The 19,482-nt window shown below is 53.9% G+C and carries 15 protein-coding genes; 12 read left to right on the top strand and 3 right to left on the bottom strand.

Translation table 11 applies throughout. The features are described from left to right. Window positions 1-79 precede the first annotated feature (79 nt). The 3 genes from gntR to gntU all read left to right on the top strand — a co-directional run bounded on the left by gntR (window position 80) and on the right by gntU (window position 3,087). Window positions 80-1,075: a gluconate operon transcriptional repressor GntR gene (gene gntR / locus OGX91_RS08070; RefSeq protein WP_008786351.1), complete on the top strand. Its 996-nt coding sequence runs from the start codon at window positions 80-82 to the stop codon at window positions 1,073-1,075. 141 nt (window positions 1,076-1,216) lie between these two features. Then, window positions 1,217-1,747: a gluconokinase gene (gene gntK, locus OGX91_RS08065; protein ID WP_040231708.1), complete on the top strand. Its 531-nt coding sequence runs from the start codon at window positions 1,217-1,219 to the stop codon at window positions 1,745-1,747. Beyond that, the gene (gene gntU, locus OGX91_RS08060; RefSeq protein ID WP_005121605.1) at window positions 1,747-3,087 is read left to right on the top strand and encodes a gluconate transporter; all 1,341 of its coding nucleotides are present in this window, start codon (window positions 1,747-1,749) and stop codon (window positions 3,085-3,087) included. Before gntK ends, gntU begins: the two co-directional genes overlap by 1 nt. Window positions 3,088-3,182: 95 nt before the next feature. On the opposite strand, the gene OGX91_RS08055 is transcribed toward gntU, so the two are convergent. Together OGX91_RS08055 and yhgN are read right to left on the bottom strand one after the other, a co-directional pair. Further along, a complete protein-coding gene (locus OGX91_RS08055) occupies window positions 3,183-3,629 on the bottom strand; it encodes a hypothetical protein (RefSeq protein ID WP_286625908.1) in 447 nt (148 codons plus the stop codon). A gap of 456 nt (window positions 3,630-4,085) precedes the next feature. Further along, window positions 4,086-4,679, bottom strand: coding sequence for an NAAT family transporter YhgN (yhgN, locus tag OGX91_RS08050; RefSeq protein ID WP_003023480.1), 594 nt, complete (start codon window positions 4,677-4,679; stop codon window positions 4,086-4,088). Between the two features lie 191 nt (window positions 4,680-4,870). Here yhgN and asd point away from each other — a divergent pair, with 191 nt between their 5' ends. The 6 genes from asd (at window position 4,871) to glgP (ending at window position 15,619) form a co-directional block, all read left to right on the top strand. Then, entirely contained in the window at window positions 4,871-5,977 is a 1,107-nt protein-coding gene (gene asd, locus OGX91_RS08045; protein ID WP_182289698.1) for an aspartate-semialdehyde dehydrogenase, read from the top strand. 273 nt (window positions 5,978-6,250) lie between these two features. Next, the gene (glgB, locus tag OGX91_RS08040) at window positions 6,251-8,434 is read left to right on the top strand and encodes a 1,4-alpha-glucan branching enzyme (protein WP_040231714.1); all 2,184 of its coding nucleotides are present in this window, start codon (window positions 6,251-6,253) and stop codon (window positions 8,432-8,434) included. Then, window positions 8,434-10,410: a glycogen debranching protein GlgX gene (glgX, locus tag OGX91_RS08035; protein WP_286625905.1), complete on the top strand. Its 1,977-nt coding sequence runs from the start codon at window positions 8,434-8,436 to the stop codon at window positions 10,408-10,410. Before glgB ends, glgX begins: the two co-directional genes overlap by 1 nt. 13 nt (window positions 10,411-10,423) lie before the next feature. Beyond that, window positions 10,424-11,719, top strand: coding sequence for a glucose-1-phosphate adenylyltransferase (gene glgC / locus OGX91_RS08030; RefSeq protein WP_005121610.1), 1,296 nt, complete (start codon window positions 10,424-10,426; stop codon window positions 11,717-11,719). After that, window positions 11,719-13,152, top strand: coding sequence for a glycogen synthase GlgA (gene glgA, locus OGX91_RS08025; RefSeq protein WP_040231717.1), 1,434 nt, complete (start codon window positions 11,719-11,721; stop codon window positions 13,150-13,152). Before glgC ends, glgA begins: the two co-directional genes overlap by 1 nt. A 19-nt stretch (window positions 13,153-13,171) precedes the next feature. After that, the gene (gene glgP, locus OGX91_RS08020) at window positions 13,172-15,619 is read left to right on the top strand and encodes a glycogen phosphorylase (RefSeq protein ID WP_005121612.1); all 2,448 of its coding nucleotides are present in this window, start codon (window positions 13,172-13,174) and stop codon (window positions 15,617-15,619) included. A 91-nt stretch (window positions 15,620-15,710) separates the two neighbouring features. On the opposite strand, the gene glpD is transcribed toward glgP, so the two are convergent. Continuing rightward, the gene (glpD, locus tag OGX91_RS08015) at window positions 15,711-17,219 is read right to left on the bottom strand and encodes a glycerol-3-phosphate dehydrogenase (RefSeq protein WP_005121613.1); all 1,509 of its coding nucleotides are present in this window, start codon (window positions 17,217-17,219) and stop codon (window positions 15,711-15,713) included. A 202-nt stretch (window positions 17,220-17,421) separates the two neighbouring features. Here glpD and glpE point away from each other — a divergent pair, with 202 nt between their 5' ends. The 3 genes from glpE (at window position 17,422) to OGX91_RS08000 (ending at window position 19,456) form a co-directional block, all read left to right on the top strand. Beyond that, window positions 17,422-17,748 (top strand): thiosulfate sulfurtransferase GlpE, encoded by a 327-nt coding sequence (gene glpE / locus OGX91_RS08010; RefSeq protein WP_005121614.1) that lies wholly within the window; start codon window positions 17,422-17,424, stop codon window positions 17,746-17,748. A 103-nt stretch (window positions 17,749-17,851) separates the two neighbouring features. After that, the gene (gene glpG, locus OGX91_RS08005) at window positions 17,852-18,682 is read left to right on the top strand and encodes a rhomboid family intramembrane serine protease GlpG (RefSeq protein ID WP_005121615.1); all 831 of its coding nucleotides are present in this window, start codon (window positions 17,852-17,854) and stop codon (window positions 18,680-18,682) included. A gap of 15 nt (window positions 18,683-18,697) precedes the next feature. Beyond that, window positions 18,698-19,456 (top strand): DeoR/GlpR family transcriptional regulator, encoded by a 759-nt coding sequence (locus tag OGX91_RS08000; protein ID WP_003023499.1) that lies wholly within the window; start codon window positions 18,698-18,700, stop codon window positions 19,454-19,456. The last annotated feature ends 26 nt before the right edge of the window (window positions 19,457-19,482 follow it).

Here is a 19,482-nt window from a genome sequence, read left to right as displayed (position 1 = left end):
CTCCTTTTTTTCTCTGCGAAGGTTCACGCACGTCCGTGGTAAACTGGGAAAATCTATCCCTTTTTAACGCTTCAGGACGATGAAAAAGAAAAGACCCGTACTTCAGGATGTAGCCGACCGCGTGGGCGTGACCAAAATGACGGTCAGCCGCTTTTTGCGTAATCCGGAGCAGGTCTCCGTGGCGCTGCGGGGCAAAATTGCCGCTGCACTTGATGAGCTGGGTTATATTCCCAATCGCGCTCCTGATATCCTTTCTAACGCCACCAGCCGTGCTATCGGCGTCCTGTTGCCCTCTCTTACCAACCAGGTTTTTGCTGAAGTGCTACGCGGTATTGAGGCCGTTACCGACGCCCATGGGTATCAGACCATGCTGGCGCACTACGGCTATAAACCCGAGATGGAACAGGAGCGTCTGGAATCGATGCTGTCGTGGAATATTGATGGCCTGATCCTTACCGAACGTAGCCACACGCCTCGTACCCTGAAAATGATTGAGGTCGCCGGTATCCCGGTGGTTGAGCTGATGGACAGCCAGTCCCCGTGTCTGGATATCGCCGTCGGTTTTGACAACTTCGAAGCCGCGCGCCAAATGACTGCCGCGATCATTGCCCGCGGGCACCGTCATGTTGCCTATCTTGGCGCACGTCTTGATGAACGTACTATCATCAAACAGAGAGGCTACGAGCAGGCAATGCGCGATGCCAACCTGGTGCCGTACAGCGTAATGGTGGAACAGTCTTCTTCCTACTCCTCCGGTATTGAACTCATCCGTCAGGCGCGACGTGAATACCCGCAGCTCGATGGCGTCTTCTGTACCAACGATGACCTGGCGGTAGGGGCGGCCTTCGAATGCCAGCGTTTAGGGCTAAAAATCCCGGATGACATGGCGATTGCCGGATTCCACGGTCACGACATCGGACAGGTGATGGAGCCGCGTCTGGCGAGCGTGCTCACGCCGCGTGAACGCATGGGCAGCATTGGCGCTGAACGCCTGCTGGCGCGCATCCGTGGTGAAGCAGTCACACCAAAAATGTTAGATTTAGGTTTCACCTTGTCACCGGGCGGATCTATTTAAGCCAACAAGTTTGAAGTAGCTCACACTTATACACTTCGGGCACGAATGGATATTGCTTCTCTATTTATCCGGCTGGACAATGTTACCGATAACAGTTACCCGTAACAATTTCCAGATTCTTGTACCAGTGGGGGCAACGCTTTGAGCACGACTAATCATGATCACCACGTTTACGTTCTGATGGGCGTATCGGGCAGCGGTAAATCTGCTGTCGCAAGCCTTGTGGCGCATCAACTGCAGGCCGCGTTTCTTGATGGCGATTTTCTCCATCCGCGCAGCAACATCATGAAAATGGCTTCCGGTGAGCCACTCAACGATGATGACCGTAAACCGTGGTTACAGGCGCTGAACGACGCCGCCTTTGCGATGCAGCGTACCAACAAGGTTTCGCTGATCGTCTGTTCCGCTCTGAAAAAAGTCTATCGCGACCAGCTGCGCGACGGTAACCCGAACCTCTCTTTCATCTATCTGAAAGGGGATTTTGACGTTATCGAAAGCCGCCTGAAAGCGCGTAAAGGCCACTTCTTCAAAACGCAGATGCTGGTGACCCAGTTTGAAGCGCTGGAAGAACCAGGTGCGAATGAAAACGATGTACTGGTGGTCGATATCGATCAACCACTGGACGGTGTGGTCGCCAGCACCATTGAGGTTATTAACCAGGGCAGTAAGTAGTGAGTACATTAACGCTTGTTTTAACAGCAGTAGGGTCCGTTTTATTACTGCTGTTTTTAGTGATGAAGGCGCGTATGCACGCCTTCCTTGCTTTGATGGTGGTGTCTATTGGTGCAGGTCTCTTTTCCGGTATGCCGCTCGATAAAATCGCTGCGACCATGGAAAAAGGGATGGGAGGCACGCTCGGTTTCCTGGCGATTGTTGTGGCGCTGGGGGCGATGTTCGGCAAGATTTTGCATGAGACCGGTGCAGTCGATCAAATTGCCGTCAAAATGCTGAAATCCTTCGGCCACAGCCGCGCACATTACGCGATTGGCCTGGCCGGTCTGATTTGCGCGCTGCCGCTGTTCTTTGAAGTGGCGATTGTGCTGCTGATAAGTGTCGCATTCTCGATGGCGCGTCACACCGGTACCAACCTGGTTAAATTAGTCATTCCGCTGTTTGCGGGTGTGGCGGCGGCGGCGGCGTTTCTCCTGCCGGGGCCTGCGCCAATGCTGCTGGCTTCACAGATGCACGCTGACTTTGGCTGGATGATCCTGATTGGCCTGTGTGCCGCGATTCCGGGCATGATTATCGCCGGGCCGCTGTGGGGTAATTTCATCAGCCGTTACGTTGAGCTGAACATTCCTGATGACATTACCGAGCCGCATCTGGGCGAAGGTAAAATGCCGTCCTTCGGCTTTAGCTTGTCGCTGATCCTGCTGCCACTGGTATTGGTTGGTCTGAAAACTATCGCCGCGCGCTTTGTGCCGGTCGGTTCTACAACCTATGAATGGTTCGAGTTTATCGGTCACCCGTTTACCGCGATTCTGGTAGCGTGTCTGGTGGCTATTTACGGCCTGGCGATTCGCCAGGGTATGCCAAAAGACAAAGTGATGGAGATCTGCGGTCATGCGCTGCAACCGGCGGGGATTATCCTGCTGGTGATTGGTGCAGGTGGCGTGTTTAAACAAGTGCTGGTTGATTCCGGCGTCGGTCCGGCGCTGGGCGAAGCGTTAACCGGAATGGGTCTGCCGATTGCCATTACCTGCTTCGTGCTGGCGGCAGCGGTGCGTATCATTCAGGGTTCTGCGACCGTGGCGTGCTTAACGGCGGTCGGTCTGGTGATGCCGGTGATTGAACAGCTAAACTTCTCCGGCGCACAGATGGCGGCACTGTCTATTTGTATCGCAGGCGGCTCGATCGTGGTCAGCCACGTTAACGACGCCGGTTTCTGGTTGTTCGGTAAATTTACCGGCGCAACGGAAGCACAAACGTTGAAGACCTGGACGATGATGGAAACCATCCTCGGTACGGTCGGCGCAATTGTCGGTATGATTGCCTTCCAGCTGTTGAGCTGAGTCTTGTTGCCCGGTGGCGCTTGCGCTTACCGGGCCTGGAAATGAGCACACATCCACATCGTAGGCCGGGTAAGCGCAAGCGTCACCCGGCTTTTTTACAGCACCATCACCCCATCCTCGGTTTTCAACCAACGCGGCGCTTTCAGCGTGTCGGCGAAATAGCCCACCAAATCCTGCAGCAAATCACCCGCCACTCGCTCCATATCATCAGAAAGCGTTTTGCTCATCAGCAAATGCGTCAAAAGCTGGCAGTAACGCCCCATCTGGTCGGGCTCAGGCTCGAAAAGGGGAAAACGGGTCGGGAATGTTTCTACCGTCAGACTGGCCTGCAGATGCTGCGGTACAGGCTCCGTTAAGGTCGGTTGCAATAATGCGAGACAGGCCGACAAACGTGCACAAATCGCCAGTTTTTCAACCGGGTCATGGCATTCAACCAGTCCTTCGACAAAACGCTCGCAGTTATCCGCCAGTTCGGTGAAGTCCGTGGCATGGCTAAAGGGCAGGGTAAATAAAGAGTGTGAAAAGAGAGGGGGAGTCGCCATAGGGCAGCCTCCAGTATGTTTTATTTAAACCACCACCGGAGAGGCTAATCTCGCGGGTGGCGGAATCGAGCGGAGTTAGCCTTACCGGTCATACTGGATACCGGCGCGTCTTGCGACGCCTCCGCTCGACCCGCCATTGAGACGAAATCGGTCGCACGACATAGAAGTATATGTCGCCAGTATGATTTTCAGAAGGCTAATTCTGACACCTGATTTTGCAGGTGCAGCGAGAAGATAAGGCTTATCCACGATGCTGACAAGAGGGCATTCCGGAAGGCGCTTCGCAGAAATGAAAATACGTTTTTTCAGGGGATTAGATGATTGAGGTGTTTCTCATAAACACATTCACGGCGCTGATTGCCCGGTGGCGCTATGCTTACCGGGCATACAAATGAGCACACATCCACATCGTAGGCCGGGTAAGGCGAAGCCGCCACCCGGCGTGAAACGAGTACATCACCCCTTCATCCACATCCGTACGCCATCGAGGAACATCTGGGTGGCCATCATCACCAGAATCAGCCCCATCAGGCGCTCCAGCGCGTTCACCCCTTTCTCCCCCAGCAGGCGTAAAAACAGCGACGACTGCAACAGAATCACAAACGTACCGCCCCAGGCGATCAGCAGCGCAATCACCAGATGCCCCATCTGATTAGGGTATTGATGCGACAACAGCATTAATGAAGCCAGGATTGTTGGGCCTGCTACCAGCGGAATCGCCAGCGGTACGATAAACGGCTCTTCGCCTGCCGGAAGTCCGGTGCTATTCCCGGTGGCGCTGGGGAAAATCATCTTAATGGCGATCAGGAACAAAATGATGCCCCCGGAGATCGACACGGTTTCCGCGCGCAGGTTAAGAAATGCCAGAATTTTCTCGCCCGCAAACAGAAATATCAGCATCACCAACAGCGCAATAAACAGCTCGCGAATCATAATCGCGCGGCGGCGTTTTGGTTCGGTATGTTTTAATACGGACATGAAAATGGGCAAATTTCCGAGCGGATCCATAATCAGGATCAACAAAACTGCCGCTGAAATGATTTCATTCATAACTCAAATTCCCTGATAATTACCACGGACTTTCTGCTTGCTTGCGCAGCGGGATAAGTCGCATTACTGATGGCTTCGCTATCATTGATTAATTTCACTTGCGACTTTGGCTGCTTTTTGTATGGTGAAGGATAGGCCAGTAGGATACTGGTTAGCATACACAGCACACATCTCTGCAGGAAAAAAACGCTATGAAAAATGTTGGTTTTATCGGCTGGCGCGGTATGGTCGGCTCTGTTCTCATGCAACGCATGGTTGAAGAGCGCGACTTTGACGCCATTCGCCCTGTTTTCTTTTCTACTTCCCAGCTCGGGCAGGCGGCACCGACGTTCGGTGGATCCGCGACCGGCACGCTTCAGGACGCTTATGATCTGGACGCGCTAAAGGCGCTCGATATCATCGTGACCTGTCAGGGCGGCGATTATACCAACGAAATCTATCCAAAGCTTCGTGAAAGCGGTTGGCTGGGTTACTGGATTGACGCGGCTTCTTCACTGCGCATGAAAGACGATGCCATCATCATTCTCGATCCGGTTAACCAGGATGTCATTACCGACGGTCTGAACAAAGGCATTAAGACTTTTGTCGGCGGTAACTGCACCGTTAGCCTGATGCTGATGTCGCTCGGCGGCCTGTTTGCCAATGATTTGGTTGACTGGGTATCCGTGGCAACATACCAGGCGGCTTCCGGCGGCGGCGCGCGCCATATGCGTGAACTGCTGTCGCAGATGGGGCATCTGTATAGCCATGTGGCCGATGAACTGGCGACGCCTTCCTCTGCTATCCTCGACATCGAGCGCAAAGTAACGACCCTGTCCCGCAGCGGTGACCTGCCGGTTGATAACTTTGGCGTACCGCTGGCCGGTAGCCTGATTCCGTGGATCGACAAACAGCTCGATAACGGCCAGAGCCGTGAAGAGTGGAAGGGGCAGGCGGAAACCAACAAAATTCTCAACACGTCTTCGGTGATCCCGGTTGATGGTTTGTGCGTGCGCGTCGGCGCGCTGCGCTGCCATAGCCAGGCGTTCACCATTAAACTGAAAAAAGATGTGTCTATTCCGACCGTGGAAGAACTGCTGGCGGCGCACAACCCGTGGGCGAAAGTGGTACCAAACGATCGTGAAATCACTATGCGTGAGTTAACCCCGGCGGCCGTTACCGGCACGTTGACCACGCCAGTAGGTCGTCTACGTAAGCTGAATATGGGACCGGAGTTCCTGTCAGCCTTTACCGTAGGTGACCAGCTGCTTTGGGGTGCTGCGGAGCCATTGCGCCGCATGTTACGTCAACTGGCGTAATGGTTTGTTAATGAATAAAGGGTGCTGAGTCGCCCTTTTTTTTGCGTAATACAGGAGTAAGCGCAGATGTTTCATTTTTTACCAGGAGTAAGATAAAGCATTGGCTATTCTTTAAGGGTGACTTAGTACCGGAGGTATTAAGTTGTTGCCTGAAGGTGGGACGACGCAGAGAGGATGCACAATTGTGCTGCGCCGTTCAGGTCAAAAAAAGTGTCACTACCTGATGTCGAAAATCAGTTGGAAGGGGTGACACCATAAAACAGGATGACAACCATGTCCGTTCGTATCGATAGAGACGTGATTAATGCGCTAATTGCAGGCCATTTTGCGGATCCTTTTTCCGTACTCGGTATGCACCAAACTGACGCTGGACTTGAAGTCCGCGCCCTATTACCTGACGCCACCGAAGTGTGGGTGATCGAACCAAAAACCGGACGTAAAGTCGGCAAGCTGGATTGCCTCGACTCTCGCGGTTTTTTTTGTGCAGTACTTCCCCGCCGTAAGAATTTCTTTCGCTATCAGTTGGCCGTTGTCTGGCATGGACAGCAGAATCTGATTGATGACCCTTATCGTTTTGGCCCGCTAATCCAGGATATGGATGCCTGGCTGTTATCTGAAGGTACGCACCTGCGACCTTACGAGACGCTGGGTGCGCATGCGGACACTATGGATGGCGTTACCGGCACGCGTTTCTCCGTCTGGGCGCCGAATGCACAGCGTGTTTCAGTCGTGGGACAGTTCAACTACTGGGATGGTCGACGCCACCCCATGCGCCTGCGTAAAGAGAGTGGTATCTGGGAGCTGTTTATCCCCGGAGCCCAGCAGGGGCAGCTGTATAAATACGAGATGATCGATGCGAACGGTAAGCTGCGTATTAAAGCCGACCCCTACGCGTTTGAAGCGCAAATGCGCCCGGAAACCGCATCGCTTATCTGTGGTTTGCCGGAAAAAGTGGTGCAAACTGAGGAGCGCAAAAGAGCTAACCAGTTTGATGCGCCAATCTCTATCTATGAAGTGCATCTGGGTTCATGGCGTCGTCATACCGATAACAACTTCTGGCTGAGCTATCGTGAGCTGGCGGATCAGTTGGTGCCTTACGCCAAGTGGATGGGCTTTACCCATCTTGAACTGCTGCCGATTAACGAACACCCGTTTGACGGCAGCTGGGGTTATCAGCCTACCGGCATGTACGCGCCGACCCGCCGTTTCGGCACGCGCGATGACTTCCGCTATTTTATCAATGCCGCCCATCAGGCGGGGCTGAACGTGATCCTCGACTGGGTTCCGGGCCATTTTCCGTCGGACGACTTTGGTCTGGCTCAGTTTGATGGCACCAGTTTGTATGAACACAGCGACCCGCGTGAAGGCTATCACCAGGACTGGAATACGCTGATCTACAACTATGGCCGTCGTGAAGTCAGCAACTATCTGGTGGGCAATGCCCTGTACTGGATTGAGCGCTTTGGTATCGATGCGTTGCGCGTGGATGCTGTGGCATCGATGATTTATCGCGACTACAGCCGTAAAGAAGGGGAATGGGTTCCGAACGAATTTGGTGGTCGCGAAAACCTCGAAGCCATTGAGTTCTTGCGCAATACCAACCGTATTCTTGGTGAACAGGTGCCTGGTGCGGTGAGCATGGCGGAAGAGTCCACCGACTTTGCCGGCGTCTCAAGACCGCAGGATATGGGCGGTTTAGGTTTCTGGTACAAGTGGAACCTGGGCTGGATGCACGACACGCTGGATTACATGAAACTGGACCCGGTTCATCGTCAGTATCACCACGATAAGCTGACCTTCGGCATGCTGTACAACTACACCGAAAACTTTGTTCTGCCACTGTCACACGATGAAGTCGTACACGGCAAGAAATCGATTCTCGACCGCATGCCGGGCGATGCGTGGCAGAAGTTTGCCAACCTGCGCGCCTACTACGGCTGGATGTGGGCCTTCCCAGGCAAGAAACTGCTGTTTATGGGCAATGAGTTTGCTCAGGGACGCGAATGGAACCACGACGCCAGCCTCGACTGGCACCTGCTGGAAGGCGGCGACAACTGGCACCACGGTGTACAGCGACTGGTCCGCGACCTGAACCACACCTATCGTCATCATAAAGCGTTGCATGAGCTGGATTTTGATGCCTATGGCTTTGAGTGGCTGGTGGTAGATGACAACGAACGGTCGGTGCTGATTTTTGTCCGTCGTGACAAGGTCGGTAATGAAATTATCGTCGCCAGTAACTTCACGCCAGTGCCGCGCCATGGCTACCGTTTTGGCATCAATCAACCGGGCAAATGGCGTGAAATCCTCAATACCGACTCGATGCACTACCACGGCAGCAATACCGGTAATGGTGGGGCAGTGCACAGTGATGAAATCGCCAGCCATGGTCGGCAGCACTCACTAAGCCTTACGTTGCCTCCGCTGGCAACGATTTGGCTGGTTCGGGAGGGGTAATGACGCAACTGGCAACCGGCAACGCCACACCCCATGGTGCAACGTATGACGGCCATGGCGTCAATTTCACCCTTTTCTCGGCCCATGCCGAACGCGTTGAGTTATGCGTATTTGATGAGCAAGGTTGCGAACACCGCTACGACCTGCCGGGGCGTAGCGGGGATATCTGGCACGGCTATCTGGCCAACGCCCGTCCCGGTCTGCGCTATGGCTATCGTGTACATGGCCCGTGGCAACCACAGCAGGGCCACCGGTTTAATCCGGCGAAACTGCTGCTCGACCCTTGCGCGCGTCGGGTAGAGGGCGAGTTAAAAGATAACCCGCTGCTACACGGCGGGCTAAATGAACCGGATCACCATGATAACGCCGCCATCGCCCTGAAAAGCGTGGTGGTGTCAGATCGGTATGACTGGGAAGACGATACCCCGCCACGCACGCCGTGGGGCAATACCGTGATTTACGAAGCGCATGTCAAAGGGCTGACGTATTTGCATCCTGACCTGCCGGAAGAGATTCGCGGGACTTACAAAGCGTTGGGTCATCCGGTGATGCTCGACTATTTCAAGCGTCTTGGCATTACCGCGCTGGAGCTGTTGCCCGTCGCGCATTTCGCCAACGAACCGCGTCTTCAGCGGCTGGGATTGTCGAACTACTGGGGGTACAACCCGGTAGCGATGTTTGCATTGCATCCGGCTTATGCCTGCTCGCCAGAGAGTGCGTTGGATGAGTTTCGTGATGCGGTAAAAGCACTGCATAAAGCGGGTATTGAGGTCATTCTCGATATCGTTTTGAACCACAGCGCCGAACTGGATCTTGATGGGCCGGTCTTCTCGCTGCGCGGAATTGATAACCGTAGCTATTATTGGATTAGGGAAGATGGCGATTACTACAACTGGACCGGCTGTGGCAACACCCTCAATCTGAGCCATCCCGGCGTGGTGGAGTATGCCTGCGAATGCCTGCGTTATTGGGTTGAAACCTGTCACGTGGACGGCTTTCGTTTTGATTTAGCATCCGTCATGGGGCGTACGCCGGCGTTTCGTCAGGATGCGCCGCTGTTTACCGCGATCCAAAACTGTCCGCTGCTCTCTCGCGTCAAACTGATTGCGGAACCGTGGGATATTGGTGAAGGCGGATATCAGGTGGGTAATTTCCCACCGCCGTTTGCCGAGTGGAATGACCATTTTCGCGATGCAAGTCGACGCTTCTGGCTTCAGCGTAATCTGTCTTTAGGAGAGTTTGCCGGACGTTTCGCCGCATCCAGCGATGTGTTTAAACGCAATGGCCGCAAACCCAGCGCTTCCGTCAATCTGGTGACCGCGCATGACGGTTTTACGCTGCGCGACTGTGTGTGCTTCACAAATAAGCACAATGAAGCGAATGGTGAGGAAAATCGGGACGGCACTAGCAATAACTACAGCGACAATCATGGTAAAGAAGGATTAGGCGGCACGCTGGACCTGATTGAGCGGCGGCGCGACAGCATTCATGCGCTGTTAACCACGCTGTTGCTCTCCCAGGGGACGCCGATGTTGCTGGCGGGCGATGAGCATGGTCATAGCCAGCACGGCAACAATAACGCTTACTGTCAGGATAACGCCTTAACCTGGCTGGACTGGCAGCAGGCAAACAGTGGGCTAACCACATTTGCTGCGGCGCTGATTCATCTGCGTCAGCAAATACCCGCATTAACGGGTGATTGCTGGTGGGAAGAGGGCGATGGCAATGTTCGTTGGCTGAATAAGTACGCACAACCCTTAAGTGCGGATGAGTGGCAAAACGGCCCGAGGCAGATGCAAATCCAGCTTTCAGACCGTTTTCTGATTGCAATAAACGCCACGCTTGAGGTGACAGATATTGTTTTACCTGAAGGGGAATGGCACGCCATTCCCCCATTTGCCGGAGAGGATAATCCGGTGCTTACGGCTGTCTGGCAGGGACCTGCGCACGGACTGTGTGTGTTCCAGAGAAGATAAAAAGGAGTTAGTCATGGTGAGTTTAGAGAAGAACGATCGTGTAATGTTGGCGCGCCAGCTGCCATTAAAATCTGTTGCCCTGATCCTGGCCGGTGGCCGCGGAACCCGTCTGAAAGATTTAACCAACAAACGAGCCAAGCCCGCCGTGCACTTTGGCGGTAAATTCCGCATTATTGATTTTGCCTTATCCAACTGCATTAACTCCGGGATCCGTCGTATTGGCGTGATCACGCAGTACCAGTCACATACCCTGGTGCAGCATATTCAGCGCGGCTGGTCATTCTTTAGCGAAGAGATGAACGAGTTCGTCGATCTGCTGCCTGCACAGCAGAGAATGCAGGGTGAAAACTGGTATCGCGGCACGGCGGATGCGGTGACCCAAAACCTGGATATCATTCGACGCTACAAAGCGGAATATGTGGTGATCCTCGCAGGCGATCATATTTATAAGCAGGACTACTCACGCATGCTGATCGACCACGTCGAGAAAGGCGCACGTTGCACCGTCGCCTGTATGCCAGTGCCGATCGAAGAAGCCAGTGCGTTTGGCGTAATGGCTGTTGATGAAAACGACAAAATTATCGAATTCGTTGAAAAACCAGCCAACCCGCCGGCGATGCCTGGCGATCCGACCAAATCGCTTGCCAGTATGGGGATCTACATCTTCAACGCCGATTATCTGTATGAACTGCTGGCGGAAGATGATCTCGATGAAAAATCCAGTCACGATTTTGGCAAAGACATCATCCCAAAAATCACCGAAGCTGGCATGGCGTATGCACATCCGTTCCCGTTGTCCTGCGTGCAGTCTGACCCGGAATCCGAGCCATACTGGCGTGATGTGGGAACGCTGGAAGCCTACTGGAAGGCGAACCTCGATCTGGCTTCGGTGACGCCTGAACTGGATATGTACGACCAGGACTGGCCAATCCGTACGCATATGGAATCGCTGCCGCCGGCGAAATTCGTGCAGGACCGTTCCGGTAGCCACGGCATGACGCTGAACTCGCTGGTTTCCGGCGGCTGTATTATTTCCGGTTCGGTGGTGGTGCAGTCCGTACTGTTCCCGCGAGTGCGGGTGAATTCTTTCTGTAACATTGATTCGGCAGTGTTGTTACCTGAAGTGTGGGTGGGACGTTCGTGTCGCTTACGTCGTTGCATTATCGATCGCGCCTGCATCATTCCTGAGGGCATGGTGATTGGCGAAAATGCGGAAGAAGATGCTCGTCGCTTCTACCGCTCAGAGGAAGGCATTGTGCTGGTCACGCGTGAAATGCTACGCAAACTGCAAATCAAACAGGAGCGATAATGCAGGTTTTACACGTTTGTTCAGAGATGTTCCCCCTGTTAAAAACCGGGGGACTGGCGGATGTTATTGGGGCGTTACCTGCGGCACAAATTGCGGACGGTGTGGATGCCCGCGTGTTGCTTCCGGCGTTTCCTGATATTCGTCGCGGCATTCCCGATGCGCAGGTCGTGACGCGCCGGGATACCTTCGCGGGCAGGATCACGCTGCTGTTCGGACACTACAACGGCGTCGGCATTTACCTGATTGATGCGCCGCATCTCTATGACCGTCCCGGGAGCCCGTATCACGATACGAACCTGTTTGCGTATACCGATAACGTGCTGCGTTTTGCGCTGTTGGGTTGGGTCGGCTGTGAAATGGCCTGCGGCCTTGATCCATTCTGGCGCCCGGATGTGGTGCATGCGCATGACTGGCACGCTGGCCTGGCACCAGCGTACCTGGCGGCGCGCGGCCATCCGGCGAAATCGGTGTTCACCGTACACAACCTGGCGTATCAAGGCATGTTTTATGCAAAGCATATGGATGACATCCAATTGCCATGGTCGTTCTTTAACGTGCACGGACTGGAATTTAACGGGCAGATTTCGTTCCTGAAGGCCGGGTTGTACTACGCCGACCACATTACGGCGGTCAGTCCGACCTACGCGCGGGAAATTACCGAGCCGCAGTTCGCCTACGGCATGGAAGGGTTGTTGCAGCAGCGCCATCGCGAAGGGCGTCTTTCCGGCGTGCTGAACGGTGTTGATGAAAAAATCTGGAGCCCGGAAACCGATCTGCTGTTGGCGTCGCGCTATACGCGTGACTCTTTGGAAGAGAAGGCCGAGAACAAACGGCAGCTACAGATTGCGATGGGACTTAAGGTTAACGATAAAGTGCCGCTGTTTGCCGTAGTCAGCCGTCTGACCAGTCAAAAAGGGCTGGATCTGGTACTGGAAGCGCTGCCTGGGTTGTTAGAGCAGGGCGGACAACTGGCGTTGCTCGGCGCGGGCGATCCGGTATTGCAGGAAGGGTTCTTAGCTGCGGCCGCGGAACATCCAGGCCAGGTTGGCGTGCAGATTGGTTATCACGAGGCCTTCTCGCATCGCATCATGGGCGGAGCCGATGTGATATTGGTGCCCAGCCGTTTTGAGCCGTGCGGCTTAACGCAATTGTATGGACTGAAGTACGGCACGTTGCCGCTGGTGCGGCGTACCGGCGGGCTGGCTGATACGGTGTCTGATAGTTCGTTGGAAAACCTGGCGGACGGTATCGCCAGTGGGTTTGTATTTGAAGATAGTAATGCCTGGTCGCTGTTACGGGCGATCCGGCGTGCTTTCGTGTTGTGGTCGCGCCCTTCGCTGTGGCGGTTTGTGCAACGTCAGGCAATGGCAATGGATTTTAGCTGGCAAGTCGCGGCGAAGTCCTACCGTGAGCTTTACTATCGCCTGAAATAGATATCCAGGAATCACCTATATGAATGCTCCATTTACTTATGCATCGCCCACACTCAGCGTAGAGGCTCTTAAGCATTCTATCGCCTACAAGCTGATGTTCACGATTGGCAAAGATCCGGTCATTGCCAACAAACATGAGTGGCTTAACGCCACGTTATTCGCGGTGCGCGATCGTCTCGTGGAGCGCTGGCTGCGCTCTAACCGTGCGCAATTATCGCAGGAAACTCGCCAGGTCTATTATCTGTCAATGGAGTTTCTTATTGGCCGCACGCTTTCCAATGCACTGTTATCGTTGGGGATTTATGACGATGTCAAAAATGCGCTGGAAGGCATGGGGCTGGATCTTGAAGATCTGATTGACGAAGAGAACGACCCTGGTCTTGGTAACGGTGGTCTTGGTCGTCTGGCGGCCTGCTTCCTTGACTCTCTGGCAACGCTGGGTCTGCCGGGGCGCGGTTACGGTATTCGCTATGACTACGGGATGTTCAAACAGAATATTGTCGATGGCCGACAGAAAGAGTCGCCGGACTACTGGCTGGAATACGGTAACCCGTGGGAATTTAAACGCCACAATACACGCTACAAAGTGCGTTTTGGCGGGCGTATTCAGCAGGAAGGCAAGAAAACGCGCTGGATCGAGACCGAAGAGATTCTGGCGGTAGCTTATGACCAGATTATCCCGGGTTACGACACTGACGCCACCAACACGCTGCGTCTGTGGAACGCCCAGGCCAGTAGCGCAATCAACCTCGGTAAATTTAACCAGGGCGACTATTTTGCGGCGGTGGAAGATAAAAACCACTCCGAGAACGTCTCCCGCGTGCTGTATCCGGATGACTCTACCTATTCCGGGCGCGAGCTGCGTTTGCGTCAGGAATATTTCCTGGTCTCCTCGACGATCCAGGACATTCTGAGTCGCCATTATCAGCTGCACCAAACCTACGATAATCTGGCAGATAAAATTGCTATTCACCTCAATGACACCCATCCGGTGCTGTCGATTCCTGAGCTGATGCGTCTGCTGATTGATGAGCACAAGTTTAGCTGGGACGATGCCTTTGAGGTGTGCTGTCAGGTCTTCTCGTATACCAACCATACGCTGATGAGCGAGGCGCTGGAAACCTGGCCGGTGGATATGCTGGGTAAAATTCTGCCGCGCCACCTGCAAATCATCTTTGAGATTAACGATTACTTCCTGAAAACGCTGCAGGAGCAGTATCCGAGCGATACGGATCTGTTGGGGCGGACGTCGATCATCGATGAATCCAACGGCCGCCGGGTGCGTATGGCATGGCTGGCGGTGGTGGTGAGTCACAAGGTTAACGGCGTTTCTGAGCTGCACTCCAACCTGATGGTACAGTCGCTGTTCGCTGACTTTGCGAAGATCTTCCCAACCCGTTTTTGCAACGTTACCAACGGCGTGACGCCGCGTCGCTGGCTGGCGCTGGCGAACCCGGCGCTTTCCAATGTGCTGGATGAGAACATTGGCCGTACCTGGCGCACCGATCTCAGTCAGCTCAGCGAACTGGAACAACACTGCGATTTCCCGCTGGTGAACCAGGCGGTGCGTCATGCGAAGCTGGAGAACAAAAAGCGGCTGGCGACGCTCATCGCGCAGCAGTTGAATGTGGTGGTGAATCCGAAATCGCTGTTTGATGTGCAGATCAAGCGTATTCACGAGTACAAGCGTCAGTTGATGAACGTGCTGCATGTGATCACCCGCTACAACCGTATTAAGGCCGATCCTGACGCCGAGTGGGTGCCGCGTGTGAATATTTTTGCCGGTAAGGCGGCTTCGGCCTATTACATGGCGAAGCACATCATTCACCTGATTAACGATGTCGCGAAAGTGATTAACAACGATCCACAGATTGGCGACAAGCTGAAGGTGGTGTTTATTCCTAACTACAGCGTCAGCCTGGCGCAGGTGATTATTCCTGCCGCCGACCTGTCTGAGCAAATCTCACTAGCCGGGACCGAAGCCTCCGGGACCAGTAATATGAAATTTGCTCTCAATGGTGCGCTGACCATCGGTACGCTGGATGGCGCTAACGTTGAGATGCTGGAGCATGTGGGCGCAGAGAATATCTTTATCTTCGGGAATACTGCGGAAGAAGTGGAGGCGCTGCGTAGTCAGGGCTACAAGCCGCGTGAGTATTACGAGAAAGATGAAGAGCTGCACCAGGTGCTGACGCAAATCGGCAGTGGCGTATTCAGCCCCGAGGAGCCGGGACGCTACCGTGACCTGGTGGACTCACTGATCAACTTTGGCGACCACTATCAGGTGCTGGCGGATTATCGCAGCTACGTTGATTGTCAGGATAAGGTTGATGAACTGTATCGTCACCCGGAAGAGTGGACCACGAAGTCGATGATAAACATCGCTAATATGGGCTACTTCTCGTCGGACAGGACGATCAAAGAGTACGCCGAGAACATCTGGCATATTGATTCGGTGCGGTTGTAATACACGATGCCGGGGGCGCTTCGCTTGCCCGGCCTACGTTTATATACTCTCGTAGGCCGGATAAGGCGTTAGCTGCCATCCGGCATTTTTATCAGGATGCCAGAGACAGCTGGTGTTTCTCAACGTACTCTGTCAGCCACTGGGTCATGCGCGACTGCTGCTCGGCATTCAGCCACATCCCTTCTTTCGTACGACGCCACAGTGCATCTTCTGCACGGCGAACCCACTCGTGCTCGACCAGGTATTTCAGCTCGGCTTCATAGAATTCATGGCCAAAATCTTCGCCCAACTCGGCAACCGAAGTCGCTTCGCCGATGATCCATTCCGTGTTGCTGCCATAGGTGCGTGAATAATGGCGCGCCAGCGACTCGGTCAGGAACGGATAGCGACGGCGCAGTTTTGCCGCGAAATCCTCACGGTCACCACCAATATCGCCGCCTGGCAGGATGCACTCTTTGGTCCATGCTGGCCCAATGCCTTGATAGTAAGACGACAGTTTTTCCATCGCGTGTTCAGCCAGCTTACGGTAGGTCGTCAGCTTGCCGCCGAAGACCGACAGCAGCGGTGCTTTGCCGTTTTCATCATGGATATCCAGCGTGTAATCACGGGTGATAGCTTGTGGTGAGTCCGATTCGTCATCGCACAGCGGACGTACGCCTGAATAGGTCCAGACGATATCGTCACGGCCCAGCTGTTTCTTAAAGTGCGCGTTGTAGACCTTAAGCAGGTAATTGATTTCACTCTCATCAATTTTCACTGCTTTTGGGTCGCCTTTGTATTCGACGTCGGTCGTCCCGATGATCGAGAATTCGTCCATCCATGGGATAACAAACACAATACGCTTATCTTCGTTTTGCAGGATGTAAGCCTGCTTCTGGGTATGCACGCGCGGCACCACAATATGGCTGCCTTTAATCAGGCGGATACCGTATGGTGACGGCAGATGCATGCCGTCGTCGAAGAACTCTTTTACCCACGGACCGGTGGCGTTGACCAGACCGCGCGCCTGCCAGGTGTGTTTTTTACCGGTATCGATATCTTCAGCTTCAACAACCCACAGACCGTTTTCGCGACGAGCGGAGGTTGCGCGGGTACGGGTTAATACTTCCCCACCTTTACGCACAACCATTTGGGCGTTTGCCAAAACCAGACGCGCATCGTCTACCCAGCAGTCAGAATATTCGAAACCGCGCACAATCTCGGGTTTCATTACGGAATCCGCGCCAAAACGCAAACCGGTCGAACCCGGCAAACTGGTGCGTTTGCCCAGATGATCGTACATAAACAGACCAATACGGATCATCCATGCCGGACGCAGATGCGGGCGATGGGGCAAACGAAAGCGCATTGGGAAGGCGATATGCGGTGCCATTTTCAACAGCACTTCACGTTCGGCCAGCGCTTCGCTAACCAGACGGAATTCGTAGTGTTCCAGGTAGCGCAGGCCACCGTGAATGAGTTTGGAGCTGGCGGAGGAGGTCGCGCAGGCTAAATCCTGTGCTTCCAGCATCAGCACGGATAATCCGCGTCCAGCGGCATCTGCCGCGATACCGGCACCGTTGATGCCTCCACCTATCACAATCAGATCTTTGGTTTCCATGCTGGCCTCTCGCACTTTCGTTATAGCTCATTAATGTTCGTTATCGAGCATAATAGCAAAGAATCGCGCCATTGGTAACATCGGATAAACAATTTACAGTGATACATATAACATTATGGCGTTTACCTGCTCAGGCAACGTACACTGGAGGGTAATATTGGTTACCTGCCAGAACATAAGTAGAACTTAAAAAGAGAACACCATGGATCAGTTTGAATGTATCAATGTCGAAGAAGCCCATCAGAAACTACTGCACGGAATGGCGGTGCTGGTGGATATTCGCGATCCGCAAAGTTATGCGATGGGTCACGCACCCCAGGCGTTTCATCTGACGAACGATACGCTGGGGACGTTTATGCGTGACCACGATTTCGATACCGCCGTGATGGTGATGTGCTACCACGGCAACAGCAGTAAAGGTGCGGCACAGTATCTGCTTCAGCAAGGTTATGATGCGGTTTACAGTGTCGATGGCGGCTTTGATGCCTGGCATCGACATTTTCCTGCAGAAGTGACGTTTGGTTCGTAAGCTATCCCCTTCATTTAAGTATGGCGGGTATAACAAAGATGCAGCCTGAAACAGGCAGGGTCTATATACTGTCCTCTTTTGTGTGGAATAAGCGACAGCAACCATGTTGATGATTACCTCTTTTGCTAACCCTCGCGTGGCGCAGGCGTTTGTTGATTACATGGCAACACAGGGCGTTATCCTGACGATTCAACAACATCAGCAAACGGATGTCTGGCTGGCGGATGAGTCCCAGGCTGAGCGTGTACGGGCTGAACTGGCGCGTTTTCTGGAGAATCCGGGCGATCCGCGTTATCTGGCGGCAAGCTGGCAGTCGGGGCAGACCGACAGCGGTTTGCGCTATCAACGCTATCCGTTTCTTGCTACGTTGCGCGAACGTGCGGGTCCGGTGACCTGGGCGGTGATGGCCGCGTGTGTGTTGGTGTTTATCGCAATGAATGTGATGGGTGACCAGGCGGTTATGCTCTGGCTGGCATGGCCGTTTGATCCTACGCTGAAATTTGAATTCTGGCGTTATTTCACCCACGCGTTTATGCACTTCTCACTGATGCACATTCTCTTCAACCTGCTGTGGTGGTGGTATCTCGGCGGCGCGGTTGAAAAACGACTCGGCAGCGGAAAACTGATCGTCATTACCGTAATTAGCGCGTTGTTGAGCGGCTATGTGCAGCAGAAATTTAGCGGCCCGTGGTTCGGTGGACTTTCCGGCGTAGTGTACGCCCTGATGGGCTACGTGTGGTTGCGTGGAGAGCGCGATCCGCAAAGCGGTATTTTCCTGCAGCGTGGTTTGATTATCTTTGCTTTGATGTGGATTGTTGCCGGCTGGTTTGATGTGTTCGGCATGTCGATGGCGAACGGCGCACATATCGCCGGGCTGGCCGTCGGTCTGGCAATGGCATTTGCTGATACTATTCATGTGCGAAAACGAACGTAATTTCAGGGAACCATAATGAAGCAAACACAACGACATGACGCGATCATCGAACTGGTAAAGAAACAGGGATACGTCAGCACCGAGGAACTGGTGGAGCATTTCTCCGTCAGCCCGCAGACGATTCGCCGCGATCTCAACGATCTGGCCGATCAGAACATGATTCTGCGCCATCACGGCGGCGCGGCGCTGCCCTCCAGCTCGGTCAACACCCCGTGGCATGACCGTAAAGCGACGCAAACGGCGGAAAAAGAGCGTATTGCCCGTAAAGTTGCCACGCAGATCCCGAACGGCTCCACGCTGTTTATTGACATTGGCACCACGCCGGAAGCGGTCGCTCATGCGCTGCTTAATCACAGCAACCTGCGCATTGTGACCAACAACCTCAATGTGGCTAATACGCTGATGGCAAAAGAGGATTTCCGCATTATTCTGGCCGGTGGCGAACTGCGAAGCCGCGATGGCGGGATTATGGGCGAAGCGACCCTCGACTTTATTTCACAGTTCCGTCTGGACTTTGGCATCTTAGGGATAAGCGGTATCGACAGCGATGGTTCGCTGCTGGAATTTGATTATCACGAAGTTCGCACCAAACGCGCGATTATTGAGAATTCGCGCCATGTGATGCTGGTGGTGGATCACTCGAAGTTTGGTCGTAATGCGATGGTGAACATGGGCAGTATCAGCATGGTGGATGCGGTATATACCGACACGCTGCCGCCCGCTGGCGTGATGCAGGTCATCGCCGACCATCATATCCAGTTAGAGCTGTGCTAAGCGGGTTCCAGGCCTGATACGCGTGG

This window comes from Citrobacter sp. Cpa228 (genome assembly GCF_030333085.1).
Taxonomy (GTDB): Bacteria; Pseudomonadota; Gammaproteobacteria; order Enterobacterales; family Enterobacteriaceae; genus Citrobacter; species Citrobacter pasteurii.
Note: the sequence above shows the minus strand (reverse complement) of the source record. Positions and strands in the feature narration are given on the sequence as shown.